This is a genomic window from Streptomyces sp. NPDC085927, from assembly GCF_044540975.1.
Lineage (GTDB): Bacteria > Actinomycetota > Actinomycetes > Streptomycetales > Streptomycetaceae > Streptomyces > Streptomyces hirsutus.
In genome coordinates this window covers 165,966-184,728 of record NZ_JBITSN010000006.1, presented here as the reverse complement: position 1 = coordinate 184,728, position 18,763 = coordinate 165,966, and the positions used below count along the sequence as shown (strand labels likewise).

Sequence of the window (18,763 nt, the reverse complement as noted above, 5' to 3'; positions counted from 1 at the left end):
GATCCCGGAGATCTGGAGCCTCCTCGACCGTGCCGAGGTGCTGGGAGCGGCGGCGGCCTCGGGCGCGCCCTCGGCAGCGGAGGGGGACGGGGCGTACACGAAGCTCTACACGGCGGCGTACGGGGTGTCGGTCGCCCCGGCGGTCACGGGGGTGGTCCTCTATCTGCTGTGGCGCGTACGGCACACGGTGGAGGAACGATTCCCCACGCCCGTCCTCCTCGTCCTCGCGGCCCTGGTGACCTGTCAGGTGGCGTCCGTGGCGGCCGGGTGGGCGACCCGTACACGGGCAGCGCGCTCGAGGAGGAGCTGGAGGGCACCGGCATCAGCCTGTGGGCGTGGGGCGCCGTCGAACGCGGCTGGTACGCCGGCTACGCGGCGCTCGCCCTGGGCGCGGCGGCCCTGGCCTTCGCGTTCACCCGCCCGCCCCGCCACCAGCCCCGCTGGATCCTGGCCCTGGTCCCCGTCGCCGTGGCCGCCGCGTGGGCCGTCCTCGCGGGCCCGTACTTCTGACGTCCGAGGGCCCGCGGCTTGCGGCATTACTGCTGGTACGGCTGCTGGTGCTGCTGGGGCGACTGCCCGTACGCCTGACCGCCACCGGGACCGCCCGAGGCCTGCGCCTGCAACTGCTCGGCCTGCTCCGCGGTCACCTTCGCCTCGGCGCCGCAGAAGGTGCACTGCGTCGCGTACTTCGTCGAGACCGGGAACAGCGGCACGAAGAACAGCGTGAACTTCGTGACCCGCTTCCTGAGTGTGTGCGCGGAGGGATTCCCGCACTGGGAGCACACCAATGTGAGGATCGCGAGCTGGTAGAGGTACCCCTTGGTGCCGAAAATGATCATGCTGTCGCTCCTGTCCCGGGCCCTCGCCCGACCGTCCACTGCCGCTACCACTGCCACTACTACGAAAGTACTGGCCGTAAACCGTCGGTGGGCGATCGACGAGTGATCAGTGGGCGACCGGCGAGGTGGCAGCCCGAAGACCGCCGTACTCCGGGGAAGGTCCGCCCGGCCGCGGCACCGTCGGCGGAGGCTGCCGCAGCCGTGCGGTTCACACCGTGAACTTCACGGCTTCCAGCCAGACGTCGTTGTTGAGGGTGCCGCCGAAGGTGTAGTCGGGGCGGGGCTTGCTGCACGTCCGCTGAGCCCAGTCGTGCTGGCGGAGGCGGACGGTGTGGCAGACCTCGCCGCTGCCGACGTTGATGGCGAAGCCCAGCATGTTCGGGGCGTTCCGCTTCGCGCTGCCGATGTAGAAGTTCTTGCCGTCGCCGGTGATGGCCGTCCAGCTCGGCTCCCACTCACCCCGGCCGTCGACCGGCTTCGACGAGCGACGGAACGCGTTGGCGGCCGACCCGTCGACGCCGTGCACCGCGATGTTCAGGGCCTTGATCGGCCGGTTCTGGCCCGCCGTACCGGCCATCGTGCCGTCGCACACCGGCTTCTGCCAGCCCTGCTCGGCGACGTACGCGCGGTAGCAGATGTGCCGTCCGGACGGGTCGTTCCTGGCGAGCCGCTTCACGGCACTGGCGGCGGTGTCCTGCGGGGGCTTCGCCGTGACGGTGGTGGTGTCCTTCGGAGGCGTCGCGGTCACGGTGACGGTGACGCCCCCACCGCTCTTCGCCCCCGGGGTGTCCGTCGGCTTCGGCTTCGGCTTCGGCTTGTCCTTGCCCTTGTCCTTGTCGTCCTTGTCTTTGTCCTTCGACTTGGCCGACGGCGAGGCGGACGTCGAAACGGACGGGGACGGGATCGGCCGCGGGGGCGTCTTGAGGGCCGGCGACGCCTCGGCCGAAGGCGAACTGCTCGCACGGGCGGCGGCCTGTTCCTGGTTCCCGCCGCCGTCCGATCCGCCGCTGCCCAGGATCACCAGCGGTACGACGACCAGCGCGGCCACACCGAGTGCCACCGGCCCGACGACCAGGGGCCTGCTGAGCAGCCCGGGGCCCTCGAACTCGTCGTCCGACTGCCGGGAGGCGGTCCTGCGGGCGGGCTTCGGCGGCGGTACGGGGCGGGCGGGCGGCTCCGGCCGGGCTTCCGGCCCGGAGCCCGAACCCCGGCCCAGTCCCATACCCATACCCATGCCCATACCCATACCCATGCCCATGCCCATACCCATGCCGATACCCGAACCCGGCCCGGTCCCGGACTCCGGTCCCGGCCCTGCTCCCGGCTCACCGGACGGAGGCGGGGGCGGCGGCCCCTCGGGTTCGGGAAGCGCGTACGCCGCCTCGTCGAAGTCGTCGAAGGCGTCGAAGGCGTCGTAGGCGTCCCCGTCGGCATCGGTGCCCGGAGCGACCGCGGGACCGGTGCCACCGGCGGGCTCGTCGTCGGCGGCATCGTCGAGGGCGTCCCCCTTCACGAGGGACGGTGCCGGTGCCGGTGCCGGTGCTGGTACTGGTGCCGGTGCCTCCGGCTCCTGCTGTTCCAGCAGCGAGCTCGAACCGTCCGGGGAGACCTCGACGAACGCCACGTACCCCGCGGCGGGATCGGAGATCGCCGCCGTGACGGTCGTGCCCCGGTCGCGTGCGTGTCCGTGCAGGGTGTCGAGGATCGCGGCGTCGACCGCCTCCCCCTCCGCCACCGGCACGGGTTCACCGTCGATGGCGGCGGAGCCGTCACCGGAGATGACCACCGTGAAGTGCGGGGACGACTCGGGCGCGCTCCCGGACTCGGCGTGTTCCCCTCCGTCGACCGGCTCGTCCGCTGCGTCACGGCTCATAAGCGTTCCTCTCTGACGTTCCCGGCCGCATGGCGTGGCCGGGTCCGTATCGGCATGGCCCGCGTACCGCAACGGATGCCGGGGGGAAATGGTTCAACTCCCCGGTGACAAGCGGGATAACAGCGAAACCGGCGACGACACGGGACGGAATGACGTATTCCGTCAAAGTGGCCGGCGACGGAGTCTTGACTTACTAGAGTCCGAGGGTGAACGTCTACGAGAATTCTGTTCGTTTCGCTGTGCTGGGGCCGGTCCGGGCATGGCGCGGCGAACAGGAACTGGACCTCGGCTCGCCGCAGCAGAGAGTCGTGCTGGCGGCCCTGTTGTTACGCCACGGACACCCGGTACCGCTCGGTGGACTCATCGACGCCGTCTGGGGCGCGGAGCCGCCCGCAGCCGCCGTGTCCGTGCTGCGGACTTATGTGTCGCGCCTGCGCAAGGTCCTGGAGCCCGACCGGAATTCGGCAGGGCCGCCCCGGACGGTCGTCTCCGTCGGGGACGGATACGTGCTCCGGGTTCCGGACGACGCCCTGGACCTGGTCGTGTTCCAGCAGCGGGTCGCCCGGGCGAAGAAGCTGCGTGCCGCCGGAGACCTGTCCGGCGCCGCGGAACTGCTGCACGCCGCGCTCGACGGATGGCAGGGAGACGTGCTGGCCGGACTCAACGGCCCGCTGGCCGAGTCGGCGCGCTCCTGGTTGGGCGAGGAGTGGCTGACCGTGGTGGAGACGCGGCTGGACCTCGACATCGAGCTCGGACGTCACCACGAGGTGATCGGCCCGCTGATCACGCTCTCCGGCAGACACCCGCTGCGGGAGCAACTGTGCCGGCTGCTCATGCTGGCGCTGTACCGGTCCGGGCGGCAGGCCGAGGCACTGGCCGCTTACCGCGGGGCACGGAATGTCCTGGTGACGGAGCTGGGCATTGAGCCCGGCGCCTCGCTCCAGGATCTGCACGACCGCATTCTGGCGGCCGACCCGGCCCTGATGCCCGACCCGGTCCCGGGTACGACTCCCGCCCCGGCACCGGCTCCGCACAGGCAGGTCCGGCCGTCCGGACAGGCCGAGCCGTCCGTGGTGTCCGAGTCGTCCGATGCCGTCCCGGTGGACGGGACGGTGGACGGTGGCAGGGCGACGGACGAGCCGGAGTCGGACGGCCCGGCCGACCGGCAGACGGACGGGTCCGGCCACACCGACCGTTTCGACCGTTCCGACCCGAACGACCCCCCGCCCGGAGTCACCCGCCCCGCGCAACTGCCCCCCGATCTTCCGACCTTCGCTGGCCGGCACGCCGAACTCGACCGGACCAATGCTCTGTTGCCTGAGGACGGCGGACCCCCGACGACCGTCGTGATCAGCGCGATCGGCGGCATGGGCGGCATCGGCAAGTCCACCCTGGCCGTGCACTGGGCCCATCGGATCGCCGACCGCTTCCCCGGCGGCCAGCTCTACATCAACCTGCGCGGTTTCGACCCGACCGGCTCGGCGGTGACGCCGGACGAGGCCATACGTATCTTCCTCGACGCGCTCGGCGTCCCCCCGATGCGGATCCCCGCCGGTCTCGACGCGCAAGTAGCTCTGTACCGCAGCATGCTCGCGCAGCGCAGGGTGCTGATCCTGCTCGACAACGCCCGCGACACCGAGCAGGTCCGCCCACTGCTGCCCGGCTCCCCGGGCTGCCTGGTCATCGTCACCAGCCGCAATCGGCTCACCGGCCTGGTCGCCGGCGAAGGGGCGCACCCCCTGACGCTGGACCAGCTGACGTCGGCCGAGGCGCACGACCTGCTGGCCCGGCGCCTCGGCACCGACCGGCTGGCCGCGGAACCGGAAGCGGCCGACGAGATCATCGCGCGGTGCGGCCGGCTGCCGCTGGCGCTCGCCATCGTCGCCGCCCACGCCCGTGCCCACCCCGCCTTCCCGCTCGGCGCCATCGCCGACGAGGTGAGCGACAGCCACGGCAGTCTGGACGCCTTCGCCGGCGGTGACGGCATCAGCACCGACGTACGGGCCGTGTTCTCCTGGTCGTACAAGGCGCTGCCCGCCCCGGCGGCACGCCTGTTCCGGCTGCTGGGTCTGCACTTCGGACCGGACATCTCCGCGCCCGCCGCGGCCGGTCTCGCCGGGCTCCCGCCGCGTGAGGCCCGCGGCCTCCTCGCCGAGTTGACCCGTGCCCACCTGCTCACCGAACACTTCCCCGGCCGCTACACCCTGCACGACCTGTTGCGCGTGTACGCCGCCGAACGGGTCCGCGCCGAGGAGACACCCGAGGAGCGGGACCTGGCCGTCGAGCGGCTGCTGGCCTGGTACCTGTACACCGCCGACGCGGCCTACCCGCACATCACCCCGAACCGCCGCCGCATCGCTCTGGAACCGTTGCCCGAGGGGTGCCGGCCGCTCGAGTTCGCGACGCACGAACAGGCGCTGGCCTGGTGTGAGACCGAACGGCCCCACCTGGTCGCCGCGGTGCACCAGGCAGCCGCGTCCGGACAGCCGGGCACCGCATGGCGGCTGACCGCCGTCCTGTGGGGGTTCTTCTACCTCCGCAGCCATATCCAGGACTGGCTCGGCACCGCGCGTACCGGCCTGGCCGCCGCCCGCGACGCCGGCGACCGGGAGGGCGAGGCCCAGGGCCTCGCCGACATGGCCGCCGCGCTGCGCCACTCCGGCCGCCTCGACGAGGCCATCGAGTGCCTGCACCTGGCGCTGGACCTGTTCCGGGAACTCGGGGACAGGGAGGGCAGGTCGGTGGTGATAGGCAACCTGGGCGACTCCTACCTGCAGGCCGGCCGGCTCGCCAAGGCCGTCGAATACAGCCGCAGGGCGCTGGCCCTCGACCGTGCCGTGGGCAGCGTGTGGGGGGAGGGCATCGCCCTGTGCAATCTGGGCGATGCCTATCAGCGGCTCGGCAGGTACGCCGACGCCCTCGACTGCCTCGAACAGGCACTGGTCGTCCTGCGCGCCGGCGGCAACCGCTGGGTCGAGGGCGTGGCCTTCGACATCCTCGGCACGGTCCACCATCGGCTCGGCCACTACGACGAGGCCGTCGAGTACTACCATCTGGCGCTCGCGACGCACCGGGACATCGGCAACCGGTGGGGCGAGGGCCACACGCTGGGCAACCTCGGTGAGGCCCATCTCGACGCCGAGGAGCCGGAGACCGCCCGGACGAGCTGGCGCCAAGCCGTGGAGATCTTCATGGAACTGGGCCATCCGGACGCGGAGAAGGTCCGCGCGCGGCTCGCCCGCCTGCAGGACGGCCCGGCCGACGCCCGTACCCGAAGGGCTGCGCCGAAACGGACCGCCTGACATGGATCTCCTTCGATCGTGAGCCCCCGCCACGCAGTCGCCGGGGTGCACCCGCACAACGGGAAAGAGACATGGACGGTTCAACTCCGATGTTGTTTTCGGAGTTGAACCGTCCATGGGCTTGCGACGGGTGCCTCAGTGCCTCAGCGCACCTCGCGGTAGATGCGCCCGCTCGCGTTGGCGACCGCCCCGTCGTAGAGACCCGTCCGGTGGGTCTCGGTGGACAGCACGAACCACGCGTAACGCTCCAGGAAGTCCAGGCCGTTCAGCATCTCGGTCGAGGACCGGACGAAGGCGGTCTGCTCCTGCTCGCTGGGGTAACGCGGAGTGCTCTGGGAGAAGTCGATCAGGGCGTACTCCGTGAGCCAGACCGGTTTGCCGTAGCGGTCGTGCACGGCCTGGAGATAGCCGCGCAGCTGGTTGACGGCGTCGGGGCCGAAGTCGGCGCCGTACCAGTGCAGGGGGATGAAGTCGACGCGCAGACCGCGCTGTTCGGCCCCCTTCATGAACCGGTCCAGCCAGCCGCCCTCGAGGTCGCCGCCGGAGGCGACCGCGGGCGCGCCCAGGCGCAGGCCGGTGGACTCCAGCCGGGGCCACAGGTCCAGCGCCTGTTCGGGCGACATGGTGGCCTGGCCCGGATGGTCCGGCTCGTTGAAGCCGAGCAGCGCCTTTCCTTCCTTGGCGGCCTGGCCCAGTTGGGTGTCGGTGATCGAGTCGGGGCCCCAGATCATCGGGACGTACTCGACGCCCTCCGGCCTGGTGACGCCGTTGGTGGAGGAGGCCCAGTTGTAGTACCAGGACGAACCGGAGTCGGCCAGCGCCTCGGAGGCGCCCGCGACGGGGTTCAGGCTGATGCCCTTGCGGGAGGCGGCCGGGGTGCCGCCGCCCCCGCCGGGCTGCTCGATGACCGCGGGGCCGGGCGGGGGCGAGGCGTCGGTGTCGGCCGGGGTGCCGCCGCCGCTGCCGTGGAAGGCGACCGTCATACCGGTGCACTGCCGGCATTGGTAGACGACCTGATTGCCCTGCTCGGCGTCGTGCTTGGACCAGCTGTACGCGGTCGGGCACTTCTTGGCCAGCGCGTCGCTGTAGGGCGTCTTCGCGTCCCGGTTCGGGTTGACGCACACCAGCGGCCGGCCGGTGGCCTCGTCCTTGACAAGGTTGTCGGCGGGGCAGGCGGCGAGCAGGTCCTCGACACACCCCGCCGACGTGCACTCGCCCGACTCGGGCGGTGTCACGCCGTCCGGCGTGATGGTGATCGGCGACGCGACGGCGTTGACATAGCTGACGTTGTACCAGGGCGCCAGGCTGTCCTTCGGATCGAAGTTGAACTCGGCCAGTCCGGTGGGCTGTTCACCGGTCGAGCACCGGTCGGCGTACGGTCCGCAGTCGCCGACGACGCAGTGGAACGTACTGCCCTCCTCACCGGTGCAGCCCTCACGGGCGAAGAACTTGCCGCGCCAGTGACCGGCGCCGGAGTTCTCGGGGATCGTGATGGTGGCCGACTGGCCCGGGTCCAGCGTCGGCAGCCCGGTGAGCTCGGCCGACCCGTCGGCGTTGACCGTGCTGCCGATCCAGATCCGCTGGCCCGTCGTGTTCTTGAAGGTGACGGTGTGCTCACCGGTGGCGGCGTTGGCGGCCGGGGCCCCCGCGATGCTCACGTCGTCCGAGCGCTGGTTCTGGATCAGCAGGGCGGTGCCGGTGACCCCGACGGCGACCAGGAGCAGCGCCAGCAGGAACGAGGTGCGTCTGCGCATGACGGGCCTACGGATGAAGGGTCTACGCATGGATCACGCCTCCGGGTGGGGCGACGTACGTCATGTCCGTCCTTTCGGCTGGGAGTTCGTGCGGGTGGGGATGGTGTGGGCCCTGGCGGGCGCCGGGCTGTGGGACCTCGTCGGCGAGTCGGTGCCACCCGGGGCCGTGGGGAAGCGGAGGGGGGCGAGCGAGTCGAGCGAGCTGCGCAGGACCGCGTGCCCGTCGCCGCTGAGCAGGGACGGCAGGGACGCGGACGGTGCCGGGAGCGACACGGGACTCGCCAGCAGGGGACTCGGAAGCAGGGGGCTGGGAAGCTCAGGGCTCGGGGGCGCGCTCGTAGGGGCGCTGTCCACCGGACCGTCGGCGTGGGCGGCCCGTCCGGTCTGCTGAGCAGCCCGCTCGGCCGCGAGAAAGGCCTGTCCGTCGAAGGCGTCGGCGGGGCGCGGGGCGAGGGTGGGGCTGTTGTCGAGCTGTTCTCGTCGGGTCTGCTCGGCGGTGCGGAAGGCCTGGCCGTCGAAGGCGTCCTGGGCACTGGGGGCGGCGGTGGGGCTGGTGCCGAGGCGTTGCCATTGCGTCTGCTGGGCTGCCTGGAGGGCCTGGAGGGCCTGGTTGTCGGGGGCGTCGGTGGGGGCCGGGATGGCGGTGGGGGAGATGCCGAGGCGCTCCCATTGCGCCCGCTCGGCCGCCCGGAAGGCCTGGCCGTCGGTCGTCTCGTTCCGACGGGGCACCTCGAAGCTGCTCCGGTCCTGCCCCGCGGCCTGTGTCACGGCCGGTGCGGTGTCCGGCCGCTCCCGCGAAGCCGGACGCTCCCAGCGCTCGCGCAGCGCCGCGAACTGCTGTGCGTCGGCGGCCATGATCCGGTCCCGGGCGGCCTCCATGGCCTCGGCGGCGGTGAGGGAGGAGACAGCCGTGTTCGTGCTCGCGTTCGTATCTGTCTGTGTACTGCTGTCGGTGTAGGCGTTCGTGGTCGTGGCCGGCGCGGTCCGCAGTCCGGTGTCCTGTACCGAAGCCCGTTCCTGTTGGGGCGAGTCCACTGCCCGGGACGTCTCCCGCAGCGACTCCCGCATGTACGCGTTGGCGGCGTACCGCGCGACGGTCGGCATGCTCTCGGGGGACTGCTCGAACGCCTTCTTCCACTTTTCGTCGGTCCTGACCAGGTGGAGAACCGCGTCCTCGAAGGCCTCGTGCTGGAGCGTCGACAGCCTGCCGATCCTCTCCCCGAGGCGCGCCATGTCCGACTGCGCCGACTGCGCCGACTGCGCCGACTGCGCCGACTGCGCCGAGGACGTCTCGGACGATCTCTCCGCCGGCCTCTGTGCCGGGACGGGCGGCCACGGCTCGGACCGGTCGGCCTCCCGTCCGCCGACGGACGCGTGGTCCCCGCCGGCCGGGGTCGCCGCCGACCGCGACCGGCCCGTCAGACGGTCCATGAGCCGGCGCAGCTCCGACGCCAGACGGTTCCAGAGGCCCGCCGTGTCGGCCGGACCCCGCCCGTTGTCGCGACGCTCGTCCCGCAGGCGGTACTCGGTCTTGATCAGGTCGCGCGCCAGTCCGACTTCGGGACGCTCCTTGGTCAACCGGTTCCGGCCCGGGGAGGCCGCGTTGTCATCCGCCACGGTGCCTCTCTTTCAGGTCGGAGGTGCTGACGGAAGCGACAACGGGCGGGCCGGGGGCAACGGTTCAACAAGCGGGACGTCACGGTGGGGCACGGTACGGCGTCCGCGCCTCTGCCAAGGACGCGGCCGCCGTACGACAGGCCTAGCGGCTCCGGCCGGCGGACTTCTTGCCCTGGGCCTTCCTGGACACGCGCCCCTCCACCGTTGTCCTGTCGGTCCCCGTGGAGCTGATGGGCAGGTTGAAGTTCCCGGCCGGAGCGTTGTTGGCCGGCATCGGCAGGGACGACGTGGAGGACGGGGGCGCCGGGGCGGGGTCGAATCCGGGCGGGTACTGGCCCGGTTGGTTCCCGAGCGTCGGGTTGCGGTGCATCCCGTACATCTCGTAGCCGGGGTCGTCCGCCACTCGCCCCGGGTCAGTGTGGGCGTGGTGCACGGCGTCGGCCGCCGTCGCGGCGCCGGCCACCCAGGAGCCCGCGCCACCGACCATCCTGGTCACAGCGGAGTCCTTGTCGCCCACGGCCGAGTACGTGTTCAGCACCGTGGACGTCAGCCGGGTGAGGCTCGCGCCGACCTGGACCGGGTCGACGTGACCGCCCGAGCGGTGCTGCTGGTACTGGCCGACGAGCCCCCGGCCGGCCACCGCGCCCTGGGCGGCGATGCCGATGCCCTTCAGGATCGTGCCGGCCCGGCCGGGCACGAAGGACGAGGCACCCTGGATGAGGGTCGGAGAGATGTCGATCAGGGCCTTCACGATGCGGGACTGGTGCTCCGAGACCCACTGCGCCGTGTTTCTGCTCCACCGCGCGACCTGACTGCCCCGCTCGTTGTCCGGGGTGACCGTGTAGAACTGCCGGGCGTTCTGGTCGTACACGCCGGTTCCGGCATCGTTGAGCAGCGGGGGCGCGTCGTCGGGAACCGACGCACGGGAGACCTGGGCCTGCGCCCGCCTTCCGTCGTCGCTGATCGTGACGGACGAGTAGGAACTGGCGTGGGAACCGGTGCTGTCGTCCGAGTAGTCCGAGCCTGCCATGTCACCCTTCCTTCCGGGAGATGGTTGCTCCGCACGGAGCCTGTAACGGTGCCGGGTCCGGCCCCGCCGACCGGCCGCGTACGGCGCACGGCAGTCACCACGCGACCGTGAGGCCGCGTGGTTCAGCACGGCCTTTCGGCGCGTGCCGCCTGCTGCGGCGGCACGCGACGCGACTCCGTCAGGCCGACGCGGGCGGAGGCGGAGGAGGAGGGGGCCCGAAGGGGTCCAGGGATTCGACGGTGGGCTTCTCCTTCGGACGGTGCATACCGGGCTTGCAGCCGGCGAAGGGGCCCGAGGGGTCCCGGAGGGAGGCCATCACCGGCAGCAGGTAGTCGCGATGCCAGTTGGCGGGCCCGCTCAGGCCGGATCCCGGACCTGTCAGGTCCATCCAGGCGAGCCACAGACCATGGAGCTGGGCCACCGCCTCCGGGTGCTCCCACCAGCGGGAGCACCAGGGAGCGGAGGAGGTGACCTCCCGGCCGTAGACCGGCAGCAGCACATGGTGCGCCCACAGGGTCAGCTGCCGCAGTGCCTGAACGTACTCGGGGCCCTCGAAGTAGAGGATGAACAGGGGCGCGGAAGGCGGCGGTCCGGGTGTGGCGGGCGGCTCCTGAGGCGCCCCGGCCTCGTTACCGCCCCTCTGCTCCTCCTGCGCGGCAGGAGCGGTGTCGTTCCTCATGACCGCTCCCCCCGTTCTCCGGCGGGTGTGAAGGTGGCTGGCACGGGGTTGCGCATGGATGTTCCCTCGGGTGGAGATCGGGCCTCGTCGTGTCCGGCACCACAACGCACGGACGGTGCCCGGGGTTCACCGCCTTCAGGGGACAGCGGCCGGGGTCTCTGAACCCTTGCCGCTCCGGTGCCGTTGTGCTGATGACTCCGCGACAGAGTCGTGTTCGACGGTGTCGTGTTCCCACGGCCCGATCCGTGAACGAAGAGGAAGTGCCACATGTCAGGAAACAACTCGGACGACAGCTTCTATACGGCACAGAGCAGCGGGAGCCGCCGGAGCGGCAGGAGCGGCAGGACCCACCAGAGCAGCAGTTCCGCCGAGCGGGAGCGTCAGAGCAGCAGCAGCCCGGAGAGCGACGGCTCCGGGCCCTACCCGCCCTCCACGTCGAGCAGTTCGTGGCAGTCCCAGTCGCAGTACTCGCAGTCGCAGTACTCGCAGTATTCTCAGCCGCCCGCTGCCGCCCCGACCGGCGACAGCGGCTGGACGCGCGCTTCCAACGCCGCCCTGGCGGCGGCTCCGCTGGCGGGGCAGTCGGCCGCCATGCTCGCGGCGCAGTACTCGTCCGACCCCACCGCCGCCGTGCAGGGCTACGGCGGCGCGGTCGGCGCGACCGCGGCCGCCAACGCGGCCGAGGCCGGCCGGCAGGCCTACTACGCCTACAGCGTCAGGGCCGACCCCACGAGGCCCCAGCCCGCCCCCTCCCTCGCCAGGTTCGCGGGATCCGCTGTCGCGACTGCGGGAGGGGCCGTCTACGGTGCCGGAGCCGGCATGAACCACCCGGGCATCCAGGGCTTCGGTGCCGCGGCCCAGGCCGTGGGAACGGCGGTGGCCGTGGCGTCTCCGCAGCCCATGCACGACCCGTACCAGCAGTCCAGGGGACAGCAGATGCCCACGGGTGGCGGCTACGGTCCGACGCTGCCGCAGTACAACCAGGATGTCGCGGGGTACCTCGCGCAGCAGCAGCAGCAGCCGTATCAGCAGCCGACCCAGTCGCGCGGCAACTCGGCGCCCAGCCGGCCCCCCGCGCCGGCACACAGCTCGTCGTCGTCGCACGGGCAGGGAGGACGCCGCAGGGGCGCAGGCGGAGGTGGGGGCCACTAGGTAGCTTTCTGTCCGGCCCGGCGGCGGTGCGGAACCGCCGCCGGGGTAGCGCAAGCGGCCCGGACCGGAGGCGGGAGGTGGGGCGGACCCGCATGAGGGTCCGCCCCACCTCACGTTCGGGCGCCCGGCCGCACCACCCCCAGGATGGGCATCGACCCCGCCGGTGCCACCGTCACGTACCGCCCCGGGCGCGGGGCGTGGATCATCTCGCCGTCGCCGATGTAGAGGGAGACGTGAGTGGCGTCGGAGTTGTAGATGATCAGGTCGCCGGGGCGCATGTCCTCGACGGGGACGCGGTGGAGCAGGCGCCACTGTTCCTGCGAGGTGCGCGGGATGACCACTCCCGCGTCCAGCCAGGCCTGCGAGGTGAGGCCGGAGCAGTCGAAGGTGTCGGGGCCCTCGGCGCCCCAGACGTAGGGCTTGCCGAGCTGCCGGGTGGCGTAGGCAATGGCTTTGCGGCCGGCGCTGCTTTCCTCGGTGCCGGCCCCGTCGGCCCCGTCGGCCTTGTCGAGGACGCCCGTCTTCTCCCACTTCGCGTGCGTCTCGGCGGCCTTCTCCCGCTCGAGCGCGGCCAGCCGGCGGCGCTGCTCCTCCGACAGCCGCGCCTCCGTGGCCTCGGCCGCGGCGATGCGCTTCTCGATGGTCTTGCGGTGGGCGGCCATCTTCTTCCGTTCGGACCGCAGTTCCCGCAACTCGTCCTCGGCGGAAGCCCGCTGCTTCTCGAGTTTTCCGCGGGTCTCGGCCAGCGCCGTCAGCACACGCTGCGTCGCCTGCTGCGCCTGGCGGGCCACGGAGGCGTTGTCCAGGGCGCGTTCGGGGTCGCCGGTGAGGACGAACTGTGCCTCGGCGGGCAGTCCGCCGCCCCGGTACTGGGCGCGGGCCGTCGCCCCGGCCAGCGAGGTGAGGCGGGTCAGCCGGGTCTCGGTGGCGGTCACCTGGGCGTCCAGCCCGCGGAGACGTTTCTTCTTCGCAGCGGCCTTCTCGCCGGCGGCGTTGTACTTGTCCGTGGCGGCCTCGGCGTGGTGGTAGAGACGCTCGATACGGTCCCTCACCTCGGTGAGGGTGGTGGGCTCGGGGTCGGCCCGTACGGGCGTCTGGACCGTCGCCGTCAGGGCGCAGGCCAGGGCGACGGCCGCGGCCGTCCGCCTGCCGGGTGCGCGCGGGGTCCGGGTCATCAGGGCCGGGCTCCTCTCGTGTGCCCCGCAGGGGATGCGGGGGCGGGGCATCCTCACAACGGGAGACGAAGTGCCGAGGTTCAAGCGGCGGGTGAACCGGGTGAGGTGCGCCTCCCGTTGTGCTGCCGAGGGCGTCGGCCGACCTGGGAGCGGTATGTTCAGTCAGTTGTTGCTGCTCGCGCTGTGTCTCGGTCTCGGCGCCGGCTGCCTGCTGGCGGCGCTCAAGGCGGCCCTGGCCGCCCTGGGTCTGTGGGCGCGCGGACTGCGCGTCATGGGCGTCGTCACCCACCGCCCGGCGGCCGATCCGCGCCCCGGCGGCCTGGTCCGCTTCTCCGACCACCTCGGCCGTGAACTCGTCCTCGACCCCGGCCGGTACGGGCCGCTGTGCGGGCTGCCCCCGGTCGGCGGGAAGGTGCCGGTGGTCTACCGGCGGGAGCGGCCCGCCGTGGCCCGGCTGTGGCACATGTGCCACCTGCTGGCGCCGTCGTTCGGCTGGTTCCTCACCGCGACGCTGGCGTTCGGCACCGGGGTGGTGGCGGCGCGGTGACCGCGGGCGGACGCCCGGCCGGCGACGGCCGGCGCCTCCGGGAACTCGACGTCCTGCGCGGCTTCGCCCTCCTCGGCATCCTGCTGGTCAACGCGGAACTGATGGCCGGCCCGGACACGGTGTCCGGTGGCGGCCCCGGGGCGCCGGCCCCGGACCGGATCGCGGCCTGGCTGGTGTCCGCCCTGGTCGCCACCAAGTTCTACCTGCTGTTCTCGTTCCTGTTCGGCTACGGCTTCGCCCTCCAGATGCGTTCCGCCCGGCACGCGGGCGCCGGCTTCGCCCCCCGGCATCTGCGGCGTGTCCTCGGCCTGTTCGGCATCGGAATCGCCCACGCGGTGCTGCTGTACCCCGGTGACATCCTGACCACGTACGCGGTGCTGGCGCTGGTGCTGTACGGGCTGCGCGGGCTCGCCCCGCGGACCGCTCTGCGCCTGGCGGCCGGTCTGGTCGCCGGTCTCGGGGTGCTGCTGCTCGGGTACGGACTGCTGATCGTCGCCCTCACCGACCCGGCCGCCGTGGGTGAGCACGCCCCCCGGGCCGCCGACGCCGTCGCCGCCCATCGCGGCGGTCCCGCGCAGGTGTTGGCCGAGCACCTGCGGGAGCTGCCGTCGGCGTTCGCCACGGCCCTGCTGTACGCCCCGAACAAGCTGGCCGCGTTCCTGGCGGGGCTGGCCGCCGCGAAGACGTCACTGGCCCGGCGGCGCGGCCGGGACCGGGCCTGGCTGCGGCGGGTCGTCGTGCGGTGGCTGCCGGTCGGTCTGGCCGGCGGGGTGCTGTCCGCCTGCTGCACCGACGGCCCGCTGGACGACCGCTGGTTCATGGTCGGGAAGGCGGTGGCGGTGCTGACCGGGCCGGCCCTCGCCGCCGCGTACGCGTGCGGGCTGCTCCTGCTGCTGGATGTCATGCGCCCGGCGGCGGCCGGATTCCTGGCCGCCGCCGGGCGCATGGCGCTCACCCACTACCTCACCCAGTCGCTGGTCCTCGCCTGGGTCTTCACGGGCTACGGACTCGGCCTGTACGACCGGGTCGGCAGCGCCGCCGTCCTGCTCGGCTGCCTCGTCCTGTACGCCGTCCAGCTCGCGCTGGGCGCCCGCCTGGCGGCGCGCACGCGGTACGGGCCGGCCGAGTGGCTGCTGCGCGCCATCACGCTGGCACGGCGTCCCGGCCGGCCGGAGCCGGCTGGTCGGAGTGTGAGCCATCCGGCGGACGAGCCGAAGTCCGTTGCGTGATGGCCCCTCCCGCGCCTTCGCCGGGATCGTGCCCAGGCCCGGTTCGTTCCGGGCGGCGGTCCCGGCGGTCCCGGCGGTCCCGGCGGTCCGGCCGAGCGGCTGCCGCGCGGCATCACGCCGGCGCGGCGTCCCGGCCGGCCGGAGCCGGCTTGTCGAAGCTCACGCCGCCCACAAAACGAGCCGCGGCCCGTTCCGTGATCGCCGCCGCCTCCGCCTTCGCCGCCGCCGAGATGGCGCCCGCGCCCGGCTCCTTGTACCAGGGGCGCAGCCGGATCAGCGCCGGCTTGACACCCGTGGCCAGCAGGAGCGCGGTGCCCTTGGGCAGGGCGCGGATGCGGTCGGGCGGCAGCACGGACTCCTGCCGGTAGGAGTACGAACGGGACGTGCCCTCCTTGCTGCGGGAGATGGTCGGCGTCCGCACGTCGTGCTGGCCGACCAGGGTGGAGATCTTCTGCACGAAGTCCGCGTCGTCCAGGCCCGCGCCGAGGAGTTTGACGGTGGCCGCGCTCCACAGCGCGTCCATCCCGATCTCACCCCACACCCGCGCGCCCTGCCGGTAACTCTGGAGCAGCGTCACGACGTTGATGCCGCGGGAACCGAAGTGCGAGTACAGGTCGGGCAGGTCGGAGATGCGGCACACGTTGGCCGCCTCGTCGAGGACCGCGGTCAGCGGCGGGTCGAGCCGGCCGCCCATCCGCTCGGCGGCCACCACGCCCGCCCGCAGCGTCGTGTCGGCGAGCCCCGCGATGACACCCGCCGCGGAGCCGCCGCCGTCCTTGGACAGCAGGTACAGGGTGTCCGCGCCGAGCACGTGCTGGTCCGGACGGAACTCCGGCATGTGCGGGTCGGGTGTCACCCAGGCGAGGATCTCCGGGTCGAGGAGGCAGGAGACGGTCTGCCGGGCCGTCTCGTAGATGCCGTCCCGGGTCTCCACCGCGCCGCGGATGGTGCCCTGCAACTGCTCGGCCATCGCCACGAGTCCGGCGTCGCGGAGCAGGTCGATCGGGGTGCGGTCGGCGGGGTCGGCGAGCCAGCCCAGCAGGTCCTGCACCGAGGCACGGCCGCGGGCGGCGGCCAGGAACAGGGCGGTGAGGGTGTTCTGGGCGGCGGAGATCCAGAAGTCCTTCTTCGTGGTGTCGTCGTTGACGGACGCCACGAAGTGGCCCGCGAGCCGCCGGGCGCCCTCGATGGTGTGGCACTCACCGAGCAGGTTCCACCACATGCCGCGCGGGGTGTGGGCGATGCCCTGCGGGTCGAACGTCCAGACCGTGCCCGCCTTCTCGCGCTCGGCGCGGGTCACCGCGTACACGTCGGACTTGTTCGACGTGAGGAGCACCGCGCCCTGGGCGCGCAGCACGCGGGGCACGGCGATCCCGGTGGACTTGCCGGCCCGGGGTGCCATCAGGTCCAGTTCCACGTCCTCGTAACTGCTGCGCAGCTCCGGCCCGTTGGGCATCAGGTCGCCGAGGAGGTTGCCGGTCTCGTCGGGGTGCACCCGGTCGCGGCCCTTCAGCGTGGGACGCAGCTCGCGGGCGCGGGCCTCGATGCCCTTCGGGCACATCGCGGCCATCTCGCGCCGCCCGGCCAGGCCCTTCTGGCGGCCGGTCCGCCCCAGCAGATACCGCACCCCGAACGCGACGGGGACCAGCAGCAGCACGAGAAGCGCCAGCATTCCCCCGTACACGGCGGCCGCCGGCGCGCCCGGCCATGGCCCCGCGGCCCCCGAGGAGACCAGCTCACCCACCGTGGACAGGGCGAACGGCGGGGCGTCCCAGCCGTGCCCGGTGACACCGGCACCGAGGGTGCCGCCGGCCCAGACGAAGGTGAACAGGGCCAGGGCCGAACCGGCGATGCTCACGATGGCCCACGACATCATCGCCTGGTGGCCGCCGCCACCGGGGCCGCCTCCGCTCATGGCGTCCACCTCCCGGGACCGGCCGGCCCGCCGAGGCCCGACGGGTCCATCGGTCCATCGCCGAGGACCGGCAGTGCGCCCATCTCGGCGGCCTGCCGGACCTGTTCGGTGACCTGTGCCACCGCCTGCTCGACGACCTCCTCGTTCGGCGTCCAGCGGGTGTTGGTGTTGTGCAGGCGGCGTTCCGCGTCGGTGATGGCGACCTTGATGGGGATGCCGGGCCGGCCACCGACCTTGATGAGGAAGCGGCCACGGCCGGGCGGCTCCTCGTTCTCGCCGGAGACGCCCCAGCCGGGCGGCGACGACCACGACGAGACCAGGTCGATCTCGCGCCGGGACAGGCCCACCACCTTGCCCAGGTCCTCCATCTCGGTCTTCGGCAGCCCGGCGCACACCACCATGCCGGCCCGCTCGACGAAACCGCGGGCCTTGGCCCGGTCGGAGTCGGTGCCCAGGGCCTCGGCGTCCTTCAGGGTGTGGGTGATCTTGGCGTCGCCGAGGCCGAGGGACCGGTTGAGGCGGGTGAGCGCGTCAATGCGGTCGACGATGCCGGAGGCGGCGCGCAGCGGACGCCACAGCTCGTCGAGGATGGTGAAGAACCAGCGACGGGGCGCCAGTCCCGCGTCCGCGAGGGCGTGCGAGGCGGCCACCGTGCCGAGCCCGTCGGACCAGGCGGCGAGCATCGCCGCCGCGGTCAGCTGGGTGTCGGCCTCGCCGATGCCGGAGATGTCGATGCACACGGCGGGCGCGTTCGGGTCGATCCGGGTGGAGGTCGGGGAGGCGAAGGTGTCGCCGAGGGGGCCGTCGAGGATGCCGAGCAGGGAACGGTGCAGCGGGTCGACGGCGTCCCGGTAGCGGGTGTCGGAGCCGCGGTCGAGGGTGACGGCACGCACCCGGTCGGGGCCCTCGACGAGGACCCGCAGCAGGTCGGGCAGGAGCGGAGCCCGCCCGGCCGGAGTGCGCTCGCGCAGGTGGTGCAGTACCGCCGACAGCACGGACTGCTCGTGGTCGTCCATCGGGCGTCCGCGCACGATGGTGATCAGGGCGGCCACCATGTTCAGCACCCGGCCGTGCGTCTCGGCCTTCAGCACCTCGCCGGACTCGCCGCCGATCCTGCTCGCCGCCGCGCCCATGGCGCCCGGGTCGAGGACGTTGATGCCGCCCCGGCCGCGGCCGATGGAGATCACCTGGCCGCCGAGCGCCCGCACGGTGTCGGCGTAGTCCGGCTTGAGGTCGCCGAGGACCAGCGGGACGACACCGGTCGCGGACAGCCCGATCAGCATCCGGTTGATCAGGGTCGACTTGCCCAGACCGGGCATGCCCAGCATGAACAGCGACGGGTTGGAGATGTAGCGGGCGCGGGTGAACCAGTTCAGCGGGTCGCCGCAGACCGTGGCACCGGTGTACAGGTGCTGGCCCAGCGGCACCCCGGTCATCGGCGAACCGGAACCGGCGGCGAACGGCCACATGCCGCAGGCCTGCACGGTGGTCGCCCGCCACATGGTGGGCGGGTCGAGATAGCCGACGCGTCCGCCGCCGACCCCGTACCACCCGCGCGGCGGGATGTACGGCTGCCGAGGGCGGGGCGGCGGCTTCCGCGACCCCGCCCCACCGGATTTTCCTGACCCCGCCCCGCCGGTCCGCTGCTCCG

Annotated in this window: 14 protein-coding genes; 5 read left to right on the top strand and 9 right to left on the bottom strand. The window is 72.7% G+C overall.

From position 1 onward, the window contains the following. The first annotated feature begins 267 nt into the window (after window positions 1–267). The gene (locus tag ACIF80_RS18090; RefSeq protein ID WP_399805617.1) at window positions 268–510 is read left to right on the top strand and encodes a hypothetical protein; all 243 of its coding nucleotides are present in this window, start codon (window positions 268–270) and stop codon (window positions 508–510) included. A 26-nt stretch (window positions 511–536) separates the two neighbouring features. On the opposite strand, the gene ACIF80_RS18085 is transcribed toward ACIF80_RS18090, so the two are convergent. Both ACIF80_RS18085 and ACIF80_RS18080 read right to left on the bottom strand, forming a co-directional pair. Beyond that, window positions 537–839: a zinc-ribbon domain-containing protein gene (locus ACIF80_RS18085; protein WP_399805615.1), complete on the bottom strand. Its 303-nt coding sequence runs from the start codon at window positions 837–839 to the stop codon at window positions 537–539. A gap of 208 nt (window positions 840–1,047) precedes the next feature. Next, window positions 1,048–2,712 (bottom strand): hypothetical protein, encoded by a 1,665-nt coding sequence (locus ACIF80_RS18080; protein WP_399805613.1) that lies wholly within the window; start codon window positions 2,710–2,712, stop codon window positions 1,048–1,050. Window positions 2,713–2,918: 206 nt separating this feature from the next. On the opposite strand from ACIF80_RS18080, the gene ACIF80_RS18075 reads away from it, so the two are divergent. After that, window positions 2,919–6,014 (top strand): AfsR/SARP family transcriptional regulator, encoded by a 3,096-nt coding sequence (locus ACIF80_RS18075; protein ID WP_399805611.1) that lies wholly within the window; start codon window positions 2,919–2,921, stop codon window positions 6,012–6,014. A 143-nt stretch (window positions 6,015–6,157) separates the two neighbouring features. Here ACIF80_RS18075 and ACIF80_RS18070 read toward each other — a convergent pair whose 3' ends face one another. From ACIF80_RS18070 to ACIF80_RS18055, 4 genes are all read right to left on the bottom strand, one after another. After that, window positions 6,158–7,798, bottom strand: coding sequence for a glycosyl hydrolase (locus tag ACIF80_RS18070; protein WP_399805609.1), 1,641 nt, complete (start codon window positions 7,796–7,798; stop codon window positions 6,158–6,160). A 30-nt stretch (window positions 7,799–7,828) separates the two neighbouring features. Next, complete coding sequence (locus ACIF80_RS18065) at window positions 7,829–9,385, bottom strand: hypothetical protein (RefSeq protein WP_399805607.1); 1,557 nt, start codon at window positions 9,383–9,385, stop codon at window positions 7,829–7,831. A 142-nt stretch (window positions 9,386–9,527) separates the two neighbouring features. Next, on the bottom strand, window positions 9,528–10,415 hold the full coding sequence (locus ACIF80_RS18060; RefSeq protein ID WP_399805605.1) for a hypothetical protein: 888 nt from the start codon (window positions 10,413–10,415) through the stop codon (window positions 9,528–9,530). Window positions 10,416–10,593: 178 nt separating this feature from the next. Continuing rightward, window positions 10,594–11,094, bottom strand: a complete 501-nt coding sequence (locus ACIF80_RS18055; RefSeq protein ID WP_399805603.1) for a DUF4913 domain-containing protein — start codon at window positions 11,092–11,094, stop codon at window positions 10,594–10,596. Between the two features lie 267 nt (window positions 11,095–11,361). Here ACIF80_RS18055 and ACIF80_RS18050 point away from each other — a divergent pair, with 267 nt between their 5' ends. Then, on the top strand, window positions 11,362–12,246 hold the full coding sequence (locus ACIF80_RS18050; RefSeq protein ID WP_399805601.1) for a hypothetical protein: 885 nt from the start codon (window positions 11,362–11,364) through the stop codon (window positions 12,244–12,246). A 110-nt stretch (window positions 12,247–12,356) separates the two neighbouring features. Here the strand turns inward: ACIF80_RS18050 and ACIF80_RS18045 are convergent, their stop codons facing one another. After that, window positions 12,357–13,421, bottom strand: a complete 1,065-nt coding sequence (locus ACIF80_RS18045; RefSeq protein ID WP_399805599.1) for an NlpC/P60 family protein — start codon at window positions 13,419–13,421, stop codon at window positions 12,357–12,359. 154 nt (window positions 13,422–13,575) lie between these two features. Here ACIF80_RS18045 and ACIF80_RS18040 point away from each other — a divergent pair, with 154 nt between their 5' ends. Continuing rightward, window positions 13,576–13,968: a hypothetical protein gene (locus ACIF80_RS18040; RefSeq protein WP_399805598.1), complete on the top strand. Its 393-nt coding sequence runs from the start codon at window positions 13,576–13,578 to the stop codon at window positions 13,966–13,968. Continuing rightward, complete coding sequence (locus tag ACIF80_RS18035) at window positions 13,965–15,197, top strand: DUF418 domain-containing protein (protein ID WP_399805596.1); 1,233 nt, start codon at window positions 13,965–13,967, stop codon at window positions 15,195–15,197. Before ACIF80_RS18040 ends, ACIF80_RS18035 begins: the two co-directional genes overlap by 4 nt. A gap of 112 nt (window positions 15,198–15,309) precedes the next feature. On the opposite strand, the gene ACIF80_RS18030 is transcribed toward ACIF80_RS18035, so the two are convergent. Beyond that, window positions 15,310–17,112: a type IV secretory system conjugative DNA transfer family protein gene (locus ACIF80_RS18030; protein WP_399805594.1), complete on the bottom strand. Its 1,803-nt coding sequence runs from the start codon at window positions 17,110–17,112 to the stop codon at window positions 15,310–15,312. Continuing rightward, the gene (locus ACIF80_RS18025) at window positions 17,109–18,677 is read right to left on the bottom strand and encodes an ATP/GTP-binding protein (protein WP_399806117.1); all 1,569 of its coding nucleotides are present in this window, start codon (window positions 18,675–18,677) and stop codon (window positions 17,109–17,111) included. Before ACIF80_RS18025 ends, ACIF80_RS18030 begins: the two co-directional genes overlap by 4 nt. Window positions 18,678–18,763: the final 86 nt, after the last annotated feature.